Source organism: Pseudarthrobacter lactosi, assembly GCF_055412785.1.
On sequence record NZ_JBVAYS010000002.1, the window covers coordinates 97,421 to 114,999 of the forward strand.

The 17,579-nt window shown below is 65.8% G+C and carries 16 protein-coding genes; 12 read left to right on the top strand and 4 right to left on the bottom strand.

The features are described from left to right. Window positions 1-142: 142 nt before the first annotated feature. The 8 genes from ACZY0Q_RS10380 (at window position 143) to ACZY0Q_RS10415 (ending at window position 8,353) form a co-directional block, all read left to right on the top strand. Window positions 143-1,144, top strand: coding sequence for a substrate-binding domain-containing protein (locus tag ACZY0Q_RS10380; RefSeq protein ID WP_463916471.1), 1,002 nt, complete (start codon window positions 143-145; stop codon window positions 1,142-1,144). A gap of 65 nt (window positions 1,145-1,209) precedes the next feature. Further along, on the top strand, window positions 1,210-2,259 hold the full coding sequence (locus ACZY0Q_RS10385; protein WP_463916473.1) for an ABC transporter permease: 1,050 nt from the start codon (window positions 1,210-1,212) through the stop codon (window positions 2,257-2,259). Between the two features lie 13 nt (window positions 2,260-2,272). Then, a complete protein-coding gene (locus ACZY0Q_RS10390) occupies window positions 2,273-3,199 on the top strand; it encodes an ATP-binding cassette domain-containing protein (protein ID WP_463916475.1) in 927 nt (308 codons plus the stop codon). 108 nt (window positions 3,200-3,307) lie between these two features. Beyond that, window positions 3,308-4,306, top strand: coding sequence for a Gfo/Idh/MocA family oxidoreductase (locus ACZY0Q_RS10395; protein ID WP_463916477.1), 999 nt, complete (start codon window positions 3,308-3,310; stop codon window positions 4,304-4,306). Continuing rightward, window positions 4,303-5,364: a Gfo/Idh/MocA family protein gene (locus ACZY0Q_RS10400; RefSeq protein ID WP_463916479.1), complete on the top strand. Its 1,062-nt coding sequence runs from the start codon at window positions 4,303-4,305 to the stop codon at window positions 5,362-5,364. Before ACZY0Q_RS10395 ends, ACZY0Q_RS10400 begins: the two co-directional genes overlap by 4 nt. Window positions 5,365-5,400: 36 nt before the next feature. Then, the gene (locus tag ACZY0Q_RS10405; RefSeq protein WP_463916481.1) at window positions 5,401-6,519 is read left to right on the top strand and encodes a Gfo/Idh/MocA family oxidoreductase; all 1,119 of its coding nucleotides are present in this window, start codon (window positions 5,401-5,403) and stop codon (window positions 6,517-6,519) included. Continuing rightward, window positions 6,519-7,322, top strand: a complete 804-nt coding sequence (locus ACZY0Q_RS10410; RefSeq protein WP_463916484.1) for a TIM barrel protein — start codon at window positions 6,519-6,521, stop codon at window positions 7,320-7,322. The genes ACZY0Q_RS10405 and ACZY0Q_RS10410 overlap by 1 nt, the downstream gene beginning before the upstream one ends. After that, window positions 7,319-8,353, top strand: a complete 1,035-nt coding sequence (locus ACZY0Q_RS10415) for a Gfo/Idh/MocA family protein (protein ID WP_463916486.1) — start codon at window positions 7,319-7,321, stop codon at window positions 8,351-8,353. The genes ACZY0Q_RS10410 and ACZY0Q_RS10415 overlap by 4 nt, the downstream gene beginning before the upstream one ends. 76 nt (window positions 8,354-8,429) lie before the next feature. Here ACZY0Q_RS10415 and iolB read toward each other — a convergent pair whose 3' ends face one another. Further along, entirely contained in the window at window positions 8,430-9,329 is a 900-nt protein-coding gene (gene iolB, locus ACZY0Q_RS10420; protein ID WP_463916489.1) for a 5-deoxy-glucuronate isomerase, read from the bottom strand. 14 nt (window positions 9,330-9,343) lie between these two features. Further along, on the bottom strand, window positions 9,344-10,084 hold the full coding sequence (locus tag ACZY0Q_RS10425) for a GntR family transcriptional regulator (protein ID WP_463916490.1): 741 nt from the start codon (window positions 10,082-10,084) through the stop codon (window positions 9,344-9,346). Window positions 10,085-10,268: 184 nt separating this feature from the next. Here ACZY0Q_RS10425 and ACZY0Q_RS10430 point away from each other — a divergent pair, with 184 nt between their 5' ends. Further along, complete coding sequence (locus tag ACZY0Q_RS10430; RefSeq protein ID WP_463916492.1) at window positions 10,269-10,739, top strand: SRPBCC family protein; 471 nt, start codon at window positions 10,269-10,271, stop codon at window positions 10,737-10,739. A 9-nt stretch (window positions 10,740-10,748) separates the two neighbouring features. Further along, complete coding sequence (locus ACZY0Q_RS10435) at window positions 10,749-11,894, top strand: LOG family protein (protein WP_463916494.1); 1,146 nt, start codon at window positions 10,749-10,751, stop codon at window positions 11,892-11,894. Here ACZY0Q_RS10435 and ACZY0Q_RS10440 read toward each other — a convergent pair. Further along, the gene (locus ACZY0Q_RS10440; RefSeq protein WP_463916496.1) at window positions 11,884-14,178 is read right to left on the bottom strand and encodes a hypothetical protein; all 2,295 of its coding nucleotides are present in this window, start codon (window positions 14,176-14,178) and stop codon (window positions 11,884-11,886) included. The two genes, ACZY0Q_RS10435 and ACZY0Q_RS10440, sit on opposite strands and share 11 nt — an antisense overlap. Before the next feature lie 375 nt (window positions 14,179-14,553). Here ACZY0Q_RS10440 and ACZY0Q_RS10445 point away from each other — a divergent pair, with 375 nt between their 5' ends. Continuing rightward, window positions 14,554-15,855, top strand: a complete 1,302-nt coding sequence (locus ACZY0Q_RS10445) for an ABC transporter substrate-binding protein (protein ID WP_463916498.1) — start codon at window positions 14,554-14,556, stop codon at window positions 15,853-15,855. Between the two features lie 46 nt (window positions 15,856-15,901). Here ACZY0Q_RS10445 and ACZY0Q_RS10450 read toward each other — a convergent pair whose 3' ends face one another. After that, the gene (locus tag ACZY0Q_RS10450; RefSeq protein ID WP_463916500.1) at window positions 15,902-17,041 is read right to left on the bottom strand and encodes a VIT1/CCC1 transporter family protein; all 1,140 of its coding nucleotides are present in this window, start codon (window positions 17,039-17,041) and stop codon (window positions 15,902-15,904) included. 255 nt (window positions 17,042-17,296) lie between these two features. Between ACZY0Q_RS10450 and ACZY0Q_RS10455 the strand changes: the two genes are divergently transcribed. Continuing rightward, window positions 17,297-17,521, top strand: coding sequence for a hypothetical protein (locus ACZY0Q_RS10455; RefSeq protein WP_463916501.1), 225 nt, complete (start codon window positions 17,297-17,299; stop codon window positions 17,519-17,521). The last annotated feature ends 58 nt before the right edge of the window (window positions 17,522-17,579 follow it).

Here is a 17,579-nt window from a genome sequence, read left to right on the forward strand (position 1 = left end):
ATCGGGCGGCTGGTTCACGTTAAAACATCCTAATGTCAGGACAAACTATTGACATACGTGGAGCAAGTCACCATCATCGATATAGGCGCATTCCGGTGGCTGCAATGTAGCAGCCCGGAGCTGAAATCAAAGGAGATTCATCGTGGTAAAACTTTCTTGGCGTAAGGCGGCCCTGATAGCGGCGGTTGTGCCGATGCTGGCGCTAAGTGCCTGTTCAAGTACCGGCGGCAAGTCCGCAGACTCCGGCAACGCGGCCGGCGGCGGGCAGGTGGCCACGACGGAGCGTATCAAAATCGCATTGATCACCCACGCCGCTCCCGGCGACACGTTCTGGGACATTCTCCGCAAAGGTGCCGAAGAAGCGGCAGCGAAGGACAACGTGGAACTGCTCTACACTTCAGATCCCGAAGGCGGCCGCCAGGCTCAGCTTATCCAGCAGGCGATTGACCAGAAGGTGGGAGGCATCGCAGTCACTCTGGCCAAGCCGGACGCGCTCAAGGACGTCCTGAAGAAAGCCACTGACGCCGGTATCCCTGTCGTCAGCCTTAACTCCGGTGCGGATGTCTGGAGACAAGTAGGTGCGTTCACTCACTTCGGTTCTGATGAAAACCTGGCTGGCGCCGCCGTCGGAACGAAGCTCTCTTCGCTCGGAGCCAAGCACCCGATCTGCGTGATTATGGAACAGGGCAACGTCGCACTGGATTCCCGCTGCGCCGGCGTCAAGTCGAAGATCCCAGGTACCGAGAACCTGTTTGTCCAGGGAACCGATATGACCCAGGTTTCCTCCACCGTGACCGCAAAGCTCCAGGCCACCCCGGATGCAGACGCCATCATCGGCCTCGGCGCGCCATTCACGTTGACCATCAACAAAGCAGTGGAAGCCCTGGGGCTGCAGAGCAAAGTAAAGGTTGCCTCCTTCGACATGAATGGTGACCTTGCCCAGGCCATCATCGACGGCAAGGTAGCCTTCACGGTTGACCAGCAGCCGTGGCTTCAGGGATACGGCGCCATCGATGCGCTGTGGCAGGTCAAGCGTGGCGGCTACCACGTGGGTGGCGGACTTCCGGTGCTGACCGGTCCGTCGATCATTGATCAGGCAGCAGCTCCTGACGTCCTCAAATTCGCCAAGGAAGGCATCCGCTAAGGATGCTCTGAGCCGGGTTCCGGGGCCTCAGTGGCTCCGGAACCCGCCCTAGCAGGAGAAACCCCATGACCCAGACCCTATCCAAGTCCCCCCTCCCTGTGACCGACGAACGTATCGGTAAACGTAATCCGCTCCAGAAACTACTCGGCCGCCCCGAGGTCGGCGCCCTGGTGGGCGCAATCGTGCTTTTCATCTTCTTCTCGGTGGTGTCCCAGACGTTTCTTCAGCCGGCGTCCTTCGCGACCGTGCTGTACGGCAGTTCCACCATTGGAATCATGGCCGTCGGGGTCTCGCTGCTCATGATCGGCGGTGAGTTCGACCTCTCCACCGGTGTCGCCGTGATCAGTTCGGCGCTGACGGCGTCCATGTTCAGCTGGTACTTCAGCACCAACGTCTGGGTGGGTGTTGCCCTGGCCTTGCTCGTATCCCTGGCTATCGGTTACATCAATGGCTGGATTCTGATGAAGACCAAGCTGCCCAGCTTCATCGTCACCCTTGCCACCTTCCTGATGCTGACCGGCCTGAACCTGGGCCTGACCCGGATGATCGGCGGCGGCGTGTCCTCTCCCTCGATTTCCGAAATGGACGGCTTCGACTCCGCCCGCGCAGTGTTTGCCTCCTCCGTCACCATCGGGGGCATCGATGTCAAAATAACCGTCTTCATCTGGATCGCCCTCGTCGCCGTGGCCACCTGGGTGCTCATGCGGACCCGGGTGGGCAACTGGATCTTCGCCGTCGGCGGGGACGAGAACGCAGCCCGCGCCGTGGGTGTCCCTGTCAAGGCAACCAAGATCGGTCTGTTCATGGGGGTTGGTTTCTGCGGCTGGATCCTGGGCATGCACAACCTGTTCGCCTTCGACACCGTGCAGTCCGGTGAGGGTGTGGGCAACGAGTTCCTCTACATCATCGCCGCGGTCATCGGCGGCTGCCTCCTGACCGGTGGCTACGGTTCCGCGATCGGCGGCGCGATCGGCGCGTTCATCTTCGGCATGGCCAACAAGGGCATCGTCTACGCGCAGTGGAACCCGGACTGGTTCAAGTTCTTCCTGGGCCTGATGCTGCTGCTGGCCACCATCGTCAACCTCATCGTCAAACGCCGCGCGGAACTTAAGTAAGGGGCCGGAGAAAATGAATGCCAAGGAAATCGACCAGCAAACGCTGCTGCAGAACGAAAAAGATCCCCTCACCCACACCCCCGTCCACCTGCTCTCCCTCGAGGGAGTAGGCAAGCATTACGGCAACATCATTGCGCTGAGCGATGTCACCATGGCCGTGGACAACGGCCGCGTCACCTGCGTGCTGGGCGACAACGGTGCCGGTAAGTCCACCCTGATCAAGATCATCGCCGGCCTGCACCAGCACGACGCCGGGGTCCTGAACATCATGGGCGAGGAACGGAAGTTCACGTCCCCCCGTGACGCGCTCGACGCCGGCATCGCCACGGTTTACCAGGACCTCGCCGTAGTGCCGCTGATGCCGATTTGGCGGAACTTCTTCCTCGGCTCGGAGCTGACCAGCGGCTTTGGCCCGTTCAAGAGCCTGGACGTCGAGAAGATGAAAGCCATCACGCTCAAGGAACTCGCCGAGATGGGCATCGACCTGCGCGATGTGGAGCAGCCCATCGGCCAGCTCTCCGGCGGCGAGCGCCAGTGTGTGGCGATCGCCCGGGCCGTGTACTTCGGCGCCAAGGTGCTGATCCTGGATGAGCCGACGGCGGCACTGGGCGTCAAGCAGTCCGGCGTGGTGCTCCGGTACATCCTGCAGGCCCGGGACCGCGGCCTCGGGGTCATCTTCATCACCCACAACCCGCACCACGCCTTCCCGGTCGGGGACCGGTTCCTGCTGCTCAAGCGCGGCAAGTCGATCGGCTACTACGACAAGAAGGACATCAGCCTCGACGAGCTCACTGCCCAGATGGCCGGTGGCGCCGAACTCGCCGAACTCGCCCACGAGCTCGAACAGCTCGGCGGCCACAGCGAAGCCCTCAAGGAAGTCAAAGCCGAAGTGGCCGACGTCGCTGACGCCGTCCAGGCAGGCGCCCCAAGACACGCCTAGCCGCGGCGGCCCGAAGGGGCCCTCCGGCGACTGCCGGCGGGCCCCGGCCTTGCCATGGGGCAGCCATCAAACGACGTGCAGAATCACGATGGACAGGACAGGACCAACATGCCGATCCGGGTAGGCGTCATCGGCGCCGGAATCATGGGCGCCGACCACATCAGGAACCTCTCCACCACTATCGGCGGCGCCGAAGTCACCTTTGTGGCAGACCTCGACGCCGGCCGTGCCGCCGCCGCTGCACCGCCAACCGCCCGCATCACCACCGATCCCTCCGAGCTGATCAACTCCAAGGAGGTGGACGCCGTCGTGGTTGCCTCCCACGACTCCACCCACGCCGGGCTGGTGCTGGAGTGCTTCGAGGCGATGACCCCGGTGTTGTGCGAAAAGCCGCTGGCACCCACACTCCTGGAAAGCCTCGAGGTGGTGGCGGCGGACGCCGATATGGTGGCCGCGACCGGCGCATCCCTGCTCTCACTGGGCTTTATGCGGCGCTTCGACCCCGGCTACGTGGCCCTGCGCCAGTCCGTGCAGGACCGGGTCCAGGGTGAGCCCCTGATGGTCCACTGCACCAGCCGCAACGCCGCTGCGGGCCCGGGAACCACCTCGGAATCGGCCATCACCAATTCAGCCATCCATGAGCTGGACATCATCCCGTGGCTGCTGGACTCGCCCATCATGGAGGTGTCATGGCAGGCCGGGCGGAGCTCACGCCATGCCGACGGCGGGCTGCGGGACCCCGCCTTTATGATGCTCCGCACCGCCGACGGCACGGTGACCACGCTGGAGCTGTTCCTGAACGCCCAGTACGGCTACACCACGCGCTGCGAGGTTGTCTCGGAACGTGGCACCACCGGCCTGAATGATTCCGCCCTGCTGGGCGCCCAGCAGGCGGGCCTCAGCCAGACGGCGATACCCGCCGACTGGCGCCCGCGCTTCGCCGACGCGTACCGGCTACAGCTGCAGTCCTGGATCTCTGCATTGGCCCTGGGGGACCAGCCACTCTTGGCCGGGGCGCAGGATGGCCTCAACGCCTCGCTCGTGGCCCAGGCCATGATCCAGTCTTTGCACAGCGACGGCGCCTACACGAAAGTGAGCTACTCGTGAGCTTTTCCGCCCTGCCGGTCTCCCGCGTGCCCGGATCCGGGGATGCCCCGGTGCTGCGCTGGGGGATCATGGGACCGGGCTGGATCGCCGAACGCTTCACCGAATCCGTCCAGGCGCACACGGACCAGGTGATCGCCGCCGTCGGGTCCCGTTCGCTCAGCCGGTCCAAGGCATTCGCGGACGCATTCGACGTGCCCGCGGCCTACGGCAGCTACGAGGAGCTGGCCGCCGCCCCGGACATCGACGTCGTCTACGTCTGCACGCCACACAACTTCCACCACCAGGCCGCAGTGCTCGCCCTGGACGCCGGCAAGCACGTACTCGTGGAGAAACCGATCGGCCTCGATGCGGCGCAGGCCCGGGACATCGCCAAACGGGCCGATGCCGCCGGAGTGTTCGCCGCAGAGGCCATGTGGAGTTTCTTCCTGCCCAAGTTCGACGTGATCCGGCAGATCCTCGACGCCGGGACCCTGGGCACCATCACCACGGTTTTTGCCGAATACGGTGAACACTTCGAACGCGGCCACAGGATCTTCGATCCGGCACTGGCCGGCGGCCCGCTGCTGGACCTCGGCACGTACCCGTTGGCCCTGGTAACCGAGGTCCTGGGCCTGCCGGAAGAGCTGCACGCCATCGGCCAGCCCCACGAATCCGGGGTCAACGCCCAGCTCTCCGCCATCATGCAGTTCGCCGGCGGCGCGCAGGCCGTGGTGAACACCCACCTGCACAACTTCACGCCCACTTCGGCCACGATCGTCGGTTCCAAGGCCACGCTGACCATCGACGGGCCCTTCAACATGCCCGGTGGCTTCGAGGTCCGTTTCCCGGACGGCACCCGGCTGCGCCATGAGGAACCGGCCGGCGGCCACTTCGAGGGACTGCACTACGAGGCTGCGGCCGTGGCCCGTGGCGTGGCCGCCGGGCAGACGCAGGCCGGCCAGCGGACCCTGGCAGCGTCCATCCACACCTTGGCCGTGGCCGACGAGATCCGCCGCCAGCTGGGAGTGGTGTTCCCGGGCGAAACTGCTTTCCCCGGCGAGGCAACCGCCCGCCTCTGATTCATTTCTTGTTTTGACCATCGAAAGGACGGGCCAATGGCCTACATCGAACAGCACTCCGCAGGACTCGCCGCACCCGTGAAGGTCGGGCTTATCGGCTCCGGCTGGATGGGGGCGTTCCATGCCGAAAGCATCGCCCGCCGCGTCCCGGGCGCTGTCCTGGCGGCCATCGCCGACCCCAACGTGGAATCCGCGCAGGCCCTGGCCCAATCGCTGGGCACCACAAAGGTCACGGCCGACGCCGCAGACATCCTGGCCGATCCGGAGATCGACGCCGTGGTCATCGCGAGCCCGGCCCGCTTCCACTCGTCACTGATCAGCCAGGCTGCCGCCGCGGGCAAGCACGTCTTCTGCGAGAAGCCTGCGGGCCAGGGCCTGGACGAACTCGACGCCGCACTGGCCGCCGTTGAAAAAGCCGGGGTGCATTTCCAGATCGGTTTCAACCGGCGCTACGCGGAGGACTTCCAAGCGGCCAAGAAGGACCTCGCGGCCGGCATCGCCGGGCAGCCGCAGCTCCTGCGCTCGCTGACCCGCGATCCGGGCAACGGCAGCATCCCGAACGCGGCCAGGGTCCCCGCGTGGACGGTCTTCCTGGAAACCCTGATTCACGATTTCGACACCCTGAACTGGTTCAACGAAGGCGCGGAGCCGGTGGAGGTCTATGCCGTGGCCGACGCCCTCGTGGAACCGGAGCTGCGCGAGCAGGGCTTCCTGGACACCGCGGTGGTGACCATCCGCTACAGCAACGGCGCCGTCGCCGTGGCGGAAGCAAACTTCAGTGCCCTCTATGGCTACGACATCCGCGGCGAGGTCTTCGGTTCCAAGGGCATGGTCCAGGCCGGCCGGGCCACCGAGACGGCGGCCCGCCGTTACACGGCGGAGGGACTGTCCGCGGACACCCCTCGCCTCAACGTGGAACTCTTCCGGCAGGCCTACACGGACGAACTCGCCGATTTCGCCGCCACGGTTCGCGCGCAGCGGGACGGCACCCCGCCGCCGTCGGGCGCCTTCACCCTCACCCCCGGCGCCTCAGACGCCCGCCGCGCGCTGGCCATGGCGCTGGCGTGCATCGAATCGGTCAAACAGGGCGGTCCGGTGGCTGTGGCTACTGCCCCGGTGCCGGCGCCCCGTGACGACGCCCGGGCCGGCGTCTGATGCGCCTGGCCGTCTGCGCAGAAATGGTCTTCACGGACCTGCCGTTTGTCGAACGGGTCCAGCGGATCCACGCCGCCGGATTCGACGTCGAGATGTGGGACTCCAGGGGCAAGGACATCCCGGCGCTCAAGGCCACCGGCGCGGTGTTCTCCTCCATGACCGGGTACACCTCCGGAAGCCTGGTGGACCCCGACACGGCCGACGACGTGGTGCGGACGGCAGAGTCACTGATTCCCACGGCCCTGGAGCTCGGCGTCAGCCGCATGGTGGTGCACTCCGCGGAACTCATCGATGGCCAGGCGGCCCGCCCCCTCTACCGGTCCACCGGCCGCATGTGGAGCACCGGGGCGCGGACCCTGGAACGGCTCGGCAACCTGGGGGAGAAGCACGGCGTGACGTTCTGCCTGGAGAACCTCAACACGATCCTGGACCACCCCGGCATCCCGCTCGCCCGGGCCAAGGACACCCTGGCGCTCGTGGAAGCAGCCGGGCACCCCAATGTGAAGCTCATGCTGGACCTGTACCACGCACAGCTGGGCGAGGGGAACCTCATCGAGCTTGTGCGGACCGCCCTGCCGCACATCGGCGAAGTCCAGGTTGCCGACGTCCCGGGCCGCTGCGAACCCGGAACCGGGGAGATCAACTACCGGGCCGTGGCCAGGGCGCTCGCGGACGCAGGCTACGACGGGACGGTGGGTATGGAAGCCTGGGCCAGCGGTGACGACGAGGAAGCCCTTGCGGCCTTCCGGGCGGCGTTCACGGTGCAGGGCACTACAACTTTTTCAACGGAAGGAACACTATGAAGGACGTCATTCTCGGTCTGGTCGGAGTGGGGCGCATCGGCGTGATGCACGCCCGGAACATCGCCGCACTCAACGGAGTTCTCAACCCGGAGGGCATCAACGTCAGGCTCCTGCTCACCGACGTTGCCGAGGACCACGCCAGGGGGATCGCTGCGGGCCTCGGTGCCGGCTTCCTGCCTACGGTGGAAGCCCTGCTGGCCTCCGGCGTGGACGGACTGGTCATCGCCACGGGGACCGGAACCCACCCCGAACTGATCAAGGCCGGCGTGGACGCCGGAATCCCGGTCTTCTGCGAAAAGCCCGTGGCCATGAATGTGGCTGACGCCCTGCCGGTGCTGGACTACATTCGCGACAACAACGGCGTGGTGCAGATCGGCCACCAGCGCCGCTTTGACCACGGCTACCTCGAAGCCAAGCGTGCCTACCAGGCGGGCGAGCTGGGCTGGATCCACTCCCTGCGCGCGGTCACCTGCGATATGGCGCCGCCGCCCGTGGAGTTCCTCGCCGGCTCCGGCGGACTGTTCCGCGACTGCTCCGTCCACGACTTCGACATCCTCCGCTGGCTGACCGGCCGCGAGATCGTGGAGGTCTACGCAAAGGGCTCAAACAACGGCGACCCGGCCATCGGCGAAGTGGGCGACGTGGACACGGCGCTTGCGCTGGTCACGTTCGACGACGGCACAGTCGGTACCGTGTCAGCCACCCGCTACAACGGCGCCGGCCACGACGTCCGCCTGGAAATCCAGGGCTCCAGCCGTTCGCTGATGGTTGGGCTCGATGAGCAAACGGCCATGGCGTCGGCCGAAGCCGGGATCGATTTCCCCGCCGGGGAACCCCACCGGACCTTCGCCGAGCGCTTTGACCAGGCGTACCGATCCGAAATGGCCGCGTTTGTGGAGCTGATCCTGGGCCGGCGGGAGAATCCCTGCACCCCGGAGGACGCGGTGGCCGCTTCCCGCGTGGCTGACGCCGCCCAGGAATCACTGGCCACGGGCGTCCCGGTCAAGGTTGCCATCAGCGTGGCCCGTTGACCAGACCCGGTGCCATGAAAATGCCCCTCCGGAATCCGTTCCGGAGGGGCATTTTTTGATCTCTAACGCTTGACCTCTAAGCGCCGAACGGCAGCCGGGGATCGACGTCCTGCCCGTCCCAGCTTTGGCGGACCCAGCCGTGGTGCGGGTCGTCGCTGATCAGCCATTCGCGGACCGGGCCGGGGCCGGCCATCACGTTCAGGTAGTACAGGTCGTAGCCCGGGGCCGCCATGGCGGGGCCGTGCCAGCCATAGGGGACCAGCACAACGTCGCCGGTGCGGACCTCGGCTGCCACGTCGATGGGACGCTCATCCGAGGCGTAGACGCGCTGGTATCCGATTGCATCTGCATGGGCAGGGTCGGGCGCCCCGGAACCTGCGGCCACCTGCGTCTCGAAGTAATAGATCTCCTCGAGGTTCGTTTCGCCGTCCTTTTCCTCATCGTGCTTGTGCGGAGGGTAGGAGGACCAGTTTCCGGCGGGGGTGAGGACTTCACACACGATGAACCGGTCAGCCTCGAGGGCCGCAGGCGTGCCGAAGTTATGGACCTGGCGGGAGCAGTTGCCGGCCCCGCGCAGTTCCACGGGTGTCTCCGCTGCCGTGACCAGGCGCGTGGGATAGGAGGTTTTGGCCGGAGCCGTGGCAACGGCAAACCTGCCGCCGTCGGACGAGCTGACGGTGACGGCACGGGCCGTTCCCGAATAGAGCACGTCGCTGGGGCCGTGGAACACGGACGGTCGCCCGTTCAGGACATACTCTTCACCGTCCACGGAGACTGTGAAGGAGCCGTTGAGCGGAACCACTATGCGCTCCTCGTCCGCTGCAGGGAGAACGACGGCGGCCCCTGCAGTCAGGGTGGCCACCTTCAGGCCCGTATGGGCCCAGCCGTCCACAGCCAAGGATGAGTCGGAGGTTCCGAGCGAGACGTCCCAGGCGCCGTCGGCGGCGCTGCCCAGGGGGTAGACCCAGTTAGTCATTGATATTCCTTGCGCTATCGCTGTACGAGTGTCATTTCAAAGCTGTACGAATCCGCCCGGTACACGTGGTGTCCGGTTTCCACCCGGCGGCCGGCGTCGTCCGTTGCGGTGCGCTCCATGGTGACCAGTGCGGAACTTACCTCGGCATCCAGCAGGCGGGCCTGGTAGTCGTTGGCGATCATCGCGCCGATGCGTTGCGAGGCGAGGCGGAAGTTGACTCCGCCGCGGCGGAGAATGGCGTAGAGGCCCTCGGAGGCAAGCATGGCTTCGTCCATGGTGGCGATGTCGTCCCGGACCCAGTTCTCCATCAGGGCCAGGGGCTTGCCGCCCACTTTCCGCAGGCGGGTGAAGTGGTACACCTTGGAGCCGGCGGGCAGTTCGAGGGTGGCGAGCGTCGCCGCGTCGGCCTCCATATGGGAGAAGGTCAGCACCTGGGTGGTGGGCTTCTTGCCGTTGTTGGAGAGGTCATCAAACAGGCTGGAGAGTTCCAGGGGGCGGCGGACCTGGCTGGAGACCACCTGCGTGCCCACGCCGCGCTTGCGGACCAGCAGCCCCGAGCGGACCAGTTCATCCATGGCTTTGCGCATGGTGGGCCGGGACAGGTTCAGCTGGGCCGCGAGATCGATTTCGTTCTCCAGCCGGCTGCCGGGTTCCAGGATTCCGCTGTGGATGGCGTTCTCGATGCCCTGGACCACCTGGTGGTACAGGGGCACCGGCGAGGAACGGTCGATGATGAGACCCAGTTGATTCGCCACTAAATATTCCCCGTTCCCTGCCGGAAGCTGGTGCCCGCCCGAGGTCCGGGAGGGAATCCATGTCCTAGTATGTTCGCTTGATAGGACATACTGCCTTTGTCGATAATATCAGTCGAATTTCGGCGGTCAAGGCTGCCACGGGCGGGTGGCCCTCCATTCCTGCCCGTGGTCCTAGGCTGGGGGGATGAATAGCCGATACCTTGTCTCCCGCGAACGCTTCATCGCCGCTCCGCCCGAAATGATCTTTGAAGTCCTGGCCACGCCGGCACTGCACAGTGCGATTGACGGTTCCGGCACGGTAAAAGGCGCCCAGCCGCGCGGCCCGGAACGGCTGGGCCTCGGAGCCCGGTTCGGCATGGAAATGAACATGGCCGTGGACTACAAGATCCTGAACACAGTCTCCGAATTCGAGGAAGGCCGCCGCATCGCCTGGCGCCATTTCTACGGCCACGTCTGGCGCTACATCCTCGAACCCGCCACCGGCGCCGACGGTACTCCCGGCACGTGCGTCACCGAACAATGGGACGCCACTGCCGTCCGTGGCAAGTTCTTCCTCCGGCTGGCAGGTTACCTGCGCCGCCACCCGGTCAGCATTGAAAAGACGCTGGTCCGGCTGGAAGAGCACGTCACCGGCACGGCCGGTGCCGCCCGTTAGGTCCGCGGCGTGAACCCCTCCGGTGGCCTGGTCCCCAGCCCGCGGACCCTAGAGGTTGAGAGCCTGGAGGCCTTCGACCGGCTGGTCGCTGCCGGCGCGGTGGCCATGCATGGCTGGCACGCCCAGTCCCTGGATCTGCGCGGCCGTAACTTGGCGCTGGAAACCCTGGACGTGGAAGGTGCCATTTTCCTCGGGTGTACCTTCGACCAGGGCATTGAAGAGGGGCTTCGCCGCCGTGGCGCACTGATTTTCCCCAAGCTGCAGGGTGTGCCGTTCGATCCCTACCGGGCCCGGCTTTACACGCCGCAGGAACTGTACGCCGGCCTGGAAACCTCACCCTATGAGGAGCTGCCTGACGCCCTGGTGTACCAATGGAGCATCAGCCCGGGTCAGCGCAACCGGCTGGACGCCACCCTGGCCTCGGCGCTGCATGACCACGCCATCGGGGACGCCCTGGACGAGTTCATGCACTCGGACCTCCACGCCGGCCGCACCACCGTGGGCGTGATGGGCGGCCATGCAGCCCAGCGGGGCACCCCGGAGTTCGCCCAGGCAGCCGAGCTGGGCAGGCTCCTGGCGCAGAGCGGGCGGATGGTGGCTACCGGCGGCGGCCCGGGTGCCATGGAAGCGGCCAATCTCGGTGCTTATCTCAGCCACGTTCCGCACGCGGAGTTCACGACCGCGCTCGCCGGACTTGGATCCGTCCCCGGCTTCCGCCCCTCGGTGTCCGCGTGGGCACGCGAGGCGGCCGCCGTCGTCGAACGTTATCCGGGCGGAACGCCGTCGCTGGGCATCCCCACCTGGTTCTACGGGCATGAGCCGCCCAACTACTTTGCCACCCACATCGCCAAGTACTTCGCCAACGCCGTCCGGGAAGCGATCCTGCTGGAACTGTGCGAGGGCGGCATCATCTTCCTGCCGGGAGCGGCCGGGACCGTACAGGAAATTTTCCAGGATGCCTGCGAGAACTACTACAGCGCCCGCGAAGCCGTGACGCCGATGGTGCTGGTGGGACGGCATCACTGGGAGCAGGAGCATCCCGCGTGGCCCCTGCTCAAACGGCTTGCCGCTGGACGGGCCATGGAGGACCGGATTTTCCTGGTGGACAGTGTGGACGAGGCGCTCGCAGTGCTGGGCGGCTCAGCTAGGGGCTAGTCACCAATCCCTCCCAAGCCACGGTCCAGTTGGACGGGAACCCCGGGGCGTGCCGGTCCGGTCCGTTGTCCCATCCGGCGGCCATCAGCGCGGCGGCCGCCAGCAGTCCGCCGTTGCCGGGCAGGTAGACCGGCAAGGAGTCCGTCTGGCGATTGTGTCCGTTGGGCAGCACGGTATTCTTTCCCGCGTCCAGCAGCAGTGCGTCGACGGCGGCCTCAGGGTCTTCGAGGCGCGCGGCAGTCATGGCCATCACCGGATAGTCCCAGCCCCACGTGCTGTCCCAATCCCAATCAGCCAGGACGTCCGTAAGCGTTGCCCGCATGATGTCCTTGTCGATCAGGCCTGTCTGCGGCAGGACGCCGAGCGCACACAGCATCGAGGGGTGGTCAGTGCGGATAGTGAAAGGTTCGACGTCGATCGCGGCGTAGACGCCGTCAATCACGCGCGGCCGGACCAGCCCATCGGCCACCTCCGACCATGCCCCGACGGGTTCCAATCCCAGCCGTTCACGCCAGGTGGCCGCGATCCGGAGACCCCACTGCCAGTACGCCAACTCGAACGTAGGATTTGTGACCGTGCTCCGGACGGAACCGTAGCTTTCCTGCGCAGGAATCAGGGGCGGCCCCAGCTCGAATCCGCGTGCGGTGGGATGCGCAAAGCTGGCCATGAATTCGGCGGACTCGAACACGATTCCGGCGAACTCCTCCAGCACGTCCCGGCCCGGGTTGGCCCGGTACACCAGCTCGGCCAGGTGGATGGGGTGCGGCTGCTGCCAGATCAGGAACGTCCCGATGGGGCTGGGGCTCTCCCTGCCATCCGGGCCCACTTGCTTTGGCCAGCGCACGCCGTCGAAGCCCTGCGCCTTGGCTGTTTGGCGCGAGGTTTCCAGCGCTGTGGCGTACCACCGCAACGACGGCAGCAGGAGCTCCACGCGGTTCCAGTGGGCAAAATGTGCAGCGTGCCACCAGTGCATTTCAAGATGGAAGCGGCCACGCCACGAATTGCACACAAGTCCCGTTTCCTGCGGGGGTAACGATCCGGAGCAGTTGATGGCCGTCAAATACTGCGACAGGACGATCCGGCGCTCCAGCTCCTTCGCACGGGGATCGTCGGTCGCGTCGAGTTCGATCGCCCCGCCCGAGGACCAGAACTCCTGCCACCAGGCCTCAGAGACGGCGGCAACTCTGCTGCCTGCAGCGTCGCAGGCCGCGGAAAGCCCGACGGCGGTGCTGGCGTCTGAGCCCCGGTTCGGCGTGGTTTCCGCCCGTGTCAGCCTGTTGTCACCCCGAGGGATACAGTCGCCGTCTCCGGCGGAGATGAAGGCAATGGACAAATCGAGAACAGCGGGGGTGTCCTGTCCCGCGGTGGTTTCGGGAGCTATCCGGAGGCGGTGCTGTTCGGTCTGCTTAACAGTCAGGTTCTGCCCCGTGATCACCACCTGATAGCGGGAGCGGTCCAGCTCGCGGCGGACGGTCCAGCTGGTGGATCGGGCAGGCAGTTTGGAAGGCGCCTGCTCCCCAAGCGAGGTGGTGTGGGCGTCAGGGTTGTGCCAGTCGGCGGCGTCGTGCCAGGCCTCTGAGCCATACGGAAAGCCGATGCCAATCACCAGGCCCGTCCCCAGTGCGGGCGACTCCACGCGAAGGCCGATTTCGTCCTGGCCGGGGTGGCACACGGTGGTGACTGTCACCGGGTGGCCCGCCAGCGTGAAGCGGCTGGTCACCGCGCCTGTCCAGAGATCGAGAGTTTGCTCTGTGCCGGACACATCGGCTTCGGAAATTGCCCGTTCGGCTCCGTCCTCCATTAGGCGGAAGCCGATGCGTCCCAAATCGAGGCGGTGCGGGTTTGCCCGCAGCCACGTTTCGGCCCGGGAGGTGTCGGTCTCGCGGTCGTTGACGATGTTGCCCACCATGTCAACGTATGGAACCGGTCCGCGGGGTGAGTCGTAGAGCACCGTGGAACCAGCGAGCCCGTATGGGTGGTCTGGCGGTACGGCGTGCCAGCCCCATTGGGCCTGTGTGCCGAGGAGTGTTCCCGGCGGCAGGTCATCGCCCGCGCCAACAGGGTAGGCCTCAGGCATCGTTTGGAGCCCGGTGAGGTCCATAGTGAAGGCGAACTCGCCGTTGCCCACGGATACAGGGCTTCTGGGACCAAGGTTCTGTTGCCGGACATTGTGCCGCCGGACCAGTGCTTCCCTGTTGATGGTGCTGGCGCTGATGGTGCTGGCTTTGATGTCGGTGCCAGGGGCAGGGAGTGCCGAACGACGGGTGGTGCTTTGGCTGTGCACGATGCACGCCCTCCTGATGCTGTCTGCCTTGAGCTGGGGATAATCCGGTCTGAGGAGTCTCGGTTGCGGCCGTACGGGAATGTCACGGCGCCGAAGGATGCGGCCCTAGGAAACCGTTTTCCGAAACGATTCAATCCTTGTACCGTCGCCGGGTGGTGTCAACCCCTGGCCATTTCACGTGCCGATCTCCGTCGTCTTGGGAAGCCCACCGCGCTGCGCGCATTGGGGCCGAGGCGTCGGGCCATCATGGCGCCGTCGTGGACTTGTTTCCGTCGACAGGTCCCAAGTGGCTGGCCAGCGGAGAACCCTTGACGCTCCAACCGCCCTTTGATACGTTTCAGGAAACCGCTTTCTCGGATGGAAGAAGCCTACCCAATGACGCGTAACGCTATCCGCAGCCTCCGTAAAACAATCGCAGTACTCTCGGCGGTGGGCTTGCTGGGTGTGACCGTAGCTTGTTCCGGCCCGTCCGCCAACCAGCCACAGGATGGCCCCGTTGAGATCCGATTCTCCTGGTGGGGTAACGCTGGCCGCGCCGAGTCGACCAACAAGGCCATCAAGGAATTCGAGGCCGCCAACCCCAATATCAAGGTCAGGCCTGAGTACGGCGATATTGGTGGCTACTTCGACAAGCTGGCCACCCAGATGGCCGCCAACGACGCCCCCGATGTCATCACCATGGGCGGCGCCTACCCGGCCGAATACGCCAACCGCGGCGCACTGCTGGACCTGTCCAAGGTGGACGGCCCGCTGGACTTGTCCAAACTGGACCAAGGAGCCGTGGAAAACGGACAGGTCCAGGGCAAGCAGTACGGCGTGTCAACCGGTGCCAATGCCCTTGCGATAGTCGTGAACCCCGCCGTCTTCCAGGCGGCCGGCATTGCACTGCCCGACGACAGCAAGTGGACCTGGGACGACTTTGCCAATATTGCGGGTGAGGTAACCGCAAAGAGTCCCAAAGGCACCTACGGAACGGCAACAGTCCTCACGCATGATTCCCTGGATGCCTTCGCGCGCCAGCGCGGCGAGTCCCTGTATACCAAGGACGGCCAGCTCGGTCTGGGCAAGGAATCGGTGGAGGACTACTTCGACTTCTCCCTGAAGCTGAGCGAGTCGGGGGCCGCGCCGAGTGCTTCCGAGACCGTGGAGAAGCTCAGCGTCAGCACTGAGCAGACGCTCATGGGCATGGGCCAGGCCGGCATGATGCTTACCTGGAGCAACTCACTGTCCGCTCTCAGCAAGGCCTCGGGAGCGGAACTGAAGCTGTTCAAGCTCCCCGGGGAAGCACCCACTCCGGGCATCTGGCTCCAGTCCTCGCAGTTCTTCACCATTTCCGCGCGCAGCAAGCACACCGAGGCCGCCGCAAAGCTGGTGAACTTCCTCGTCAATAACGAGGCCGCGGCCAAGATCATCCAGAGCGACCGCGGCGTCCCCAGCAACGCAGGCATGCGGACCGCCATCCAGGACCAGCTGACGCCGCAGGGCAAAGTTGAAGCCGCCTATGTCGACCAGATCGGCAAAATGGAGTTCGCACCCACCTTCATCGGTCCCACCGGTTCAACCGCGGTCTCCGAGATCACGGCCCGCGTCAACACCGATGTGCTGTTTAAGCGGCTTACGCCGGAGAAGGCGGCGGAGCAGTGGATCAGTGAAAGTAAGGCCGCCATCGGCAAATAGGCAACAGCCGGGCGCGCCATGCGAGTGGCACGGCGCGGTGTTTCTGCTAGCCCACCACAGTGCCGAAGGCCAGCCCCAGCACGTAGGTGACAGCGGCGGCGCCCAGGCCGATGCCCAGTTGACGCAGCCCGCGTGTCAGGGGTGACGTCCCGGACAGCAGGCCCACGATTCCGCCGGTGGCCAGCAGCGCCAGCCCCACCAGCACTGCGGCAACCACCAGGGCGGCCACTCCGGTCAGGCCGAACAGGAACGGCAGAATGGGGACCACAGCGCCGGACGCGAAAAAGCAGAAGCTGGACATGGCCGCCCCCCACGCGGTGCCTACGGCCTCGTGCTGGTCCTCCGGCTCCGGCAATTCGGGCTGCAGCGACAGGCTGGGATCGCAGTCGCAGCTCAGCAGGCCCATGCGCTCGGCCACGCGATGCTCGGCTGCTTCGTGGGACATACCGCGCGCCAGGTAGACGAGCATCAGTTCGTTGTGTTCGATGTCCAGTTTCGGCGCGGCGGCGAGGGTGATCTGGGTGGGACGGGTGGCGGCCAGGAGCTCGCGCTGGGACCGGACGGAGACGAACTCGCCCGCGGCCATGGACATGGCGCCGGCGAGGAGCCCTGCCACACCGCTGAGCAGCACCACGCCGTTCGCCACACCGGATGCGGCCATGCCCACCACCAGTGAGAGGTTGCTGACCAGGCCATCGTTGGCCCCAAAAACGGCGGCGCGGAAGGTCCCGGCGAGCCGGTTGCGGCCACGCGTTGCCAGGCCGCGGACCACTTCCTCATGGATCTGTTCATCCGCTGCCATGGCGTCCGTGGCGTTGGGATCCAGGGCGTAGGGGGAGCGGCCTTCGGCGCGCTGGGCGAGGGCCAGGACAAAAACGGAGCCGAAGTGGCGGGCCAGGAAACCCAGGAACTGGCTGCGGAGCGATGCCGGCCGGGACTTTTGGGCGTGGTCGCCGAGGAGCTGCAGCCAGTGGGCCTCGTGCCGCCCTTCGGCTTCGGCAAGGGCAAGCAGGATGGCGCGCTCTTCGCCGTCGCGGTTCTGGGCGAGATCGCGGTAGACGGCGGCCTCGGCCCGTTCGTCCGCCAGGTACTGGCGCCACTTGCGGAGGTCGGCCGGCGTGGGCTGCGGCGCCGACGGGTTGGCTTCCGCGGGCGCGGCTTGATGGGGATTGTGGTGCTGAGACACGCAAGGCTCCTGTGCTGGATGGGGAAGGTTCGGCCCCATTGCACCGCCCAGCTTACCGCGGAATGACGCGGATTTTCGGCTGGCTGACCTCACTGCGGAGTTTAGGTTTCCCTTAAAGTAGGGAGGTCCGCCGGGTGGGCCGGGCCTGGTTGCTGGGGCTCTTGACCGGGCCTACCGGCGGTGCTGTGATGAAGGAGTGGCGTCCGCCCGCGCCCACGCTGAAAGCACGTCAGGCGAACAAACGGAGGTCGAATCATGAGCACCACCGGACAGCACCCGGACATGCCGCACCTGGACTCTGTTGAATCAGATCCGGCTTATGACTACGCAGAGGACGTACCGGTCAGGGAAGGCGACTGGGACGCTGAGGACGAATTCCTGGATGCCGATGAGGTCGTGGCTTCCACGCCCCCGGTGGCAGTTGACGCCGAGGAGCGCGTGGTTCCCCTCGATGAGGACGAATTCCGCGGAACGGAATGAAACGAACGACGGCGGCACTCCGGTTCGCCGGGGAAGCGAAGGGGAGTGCCGCCGTCGT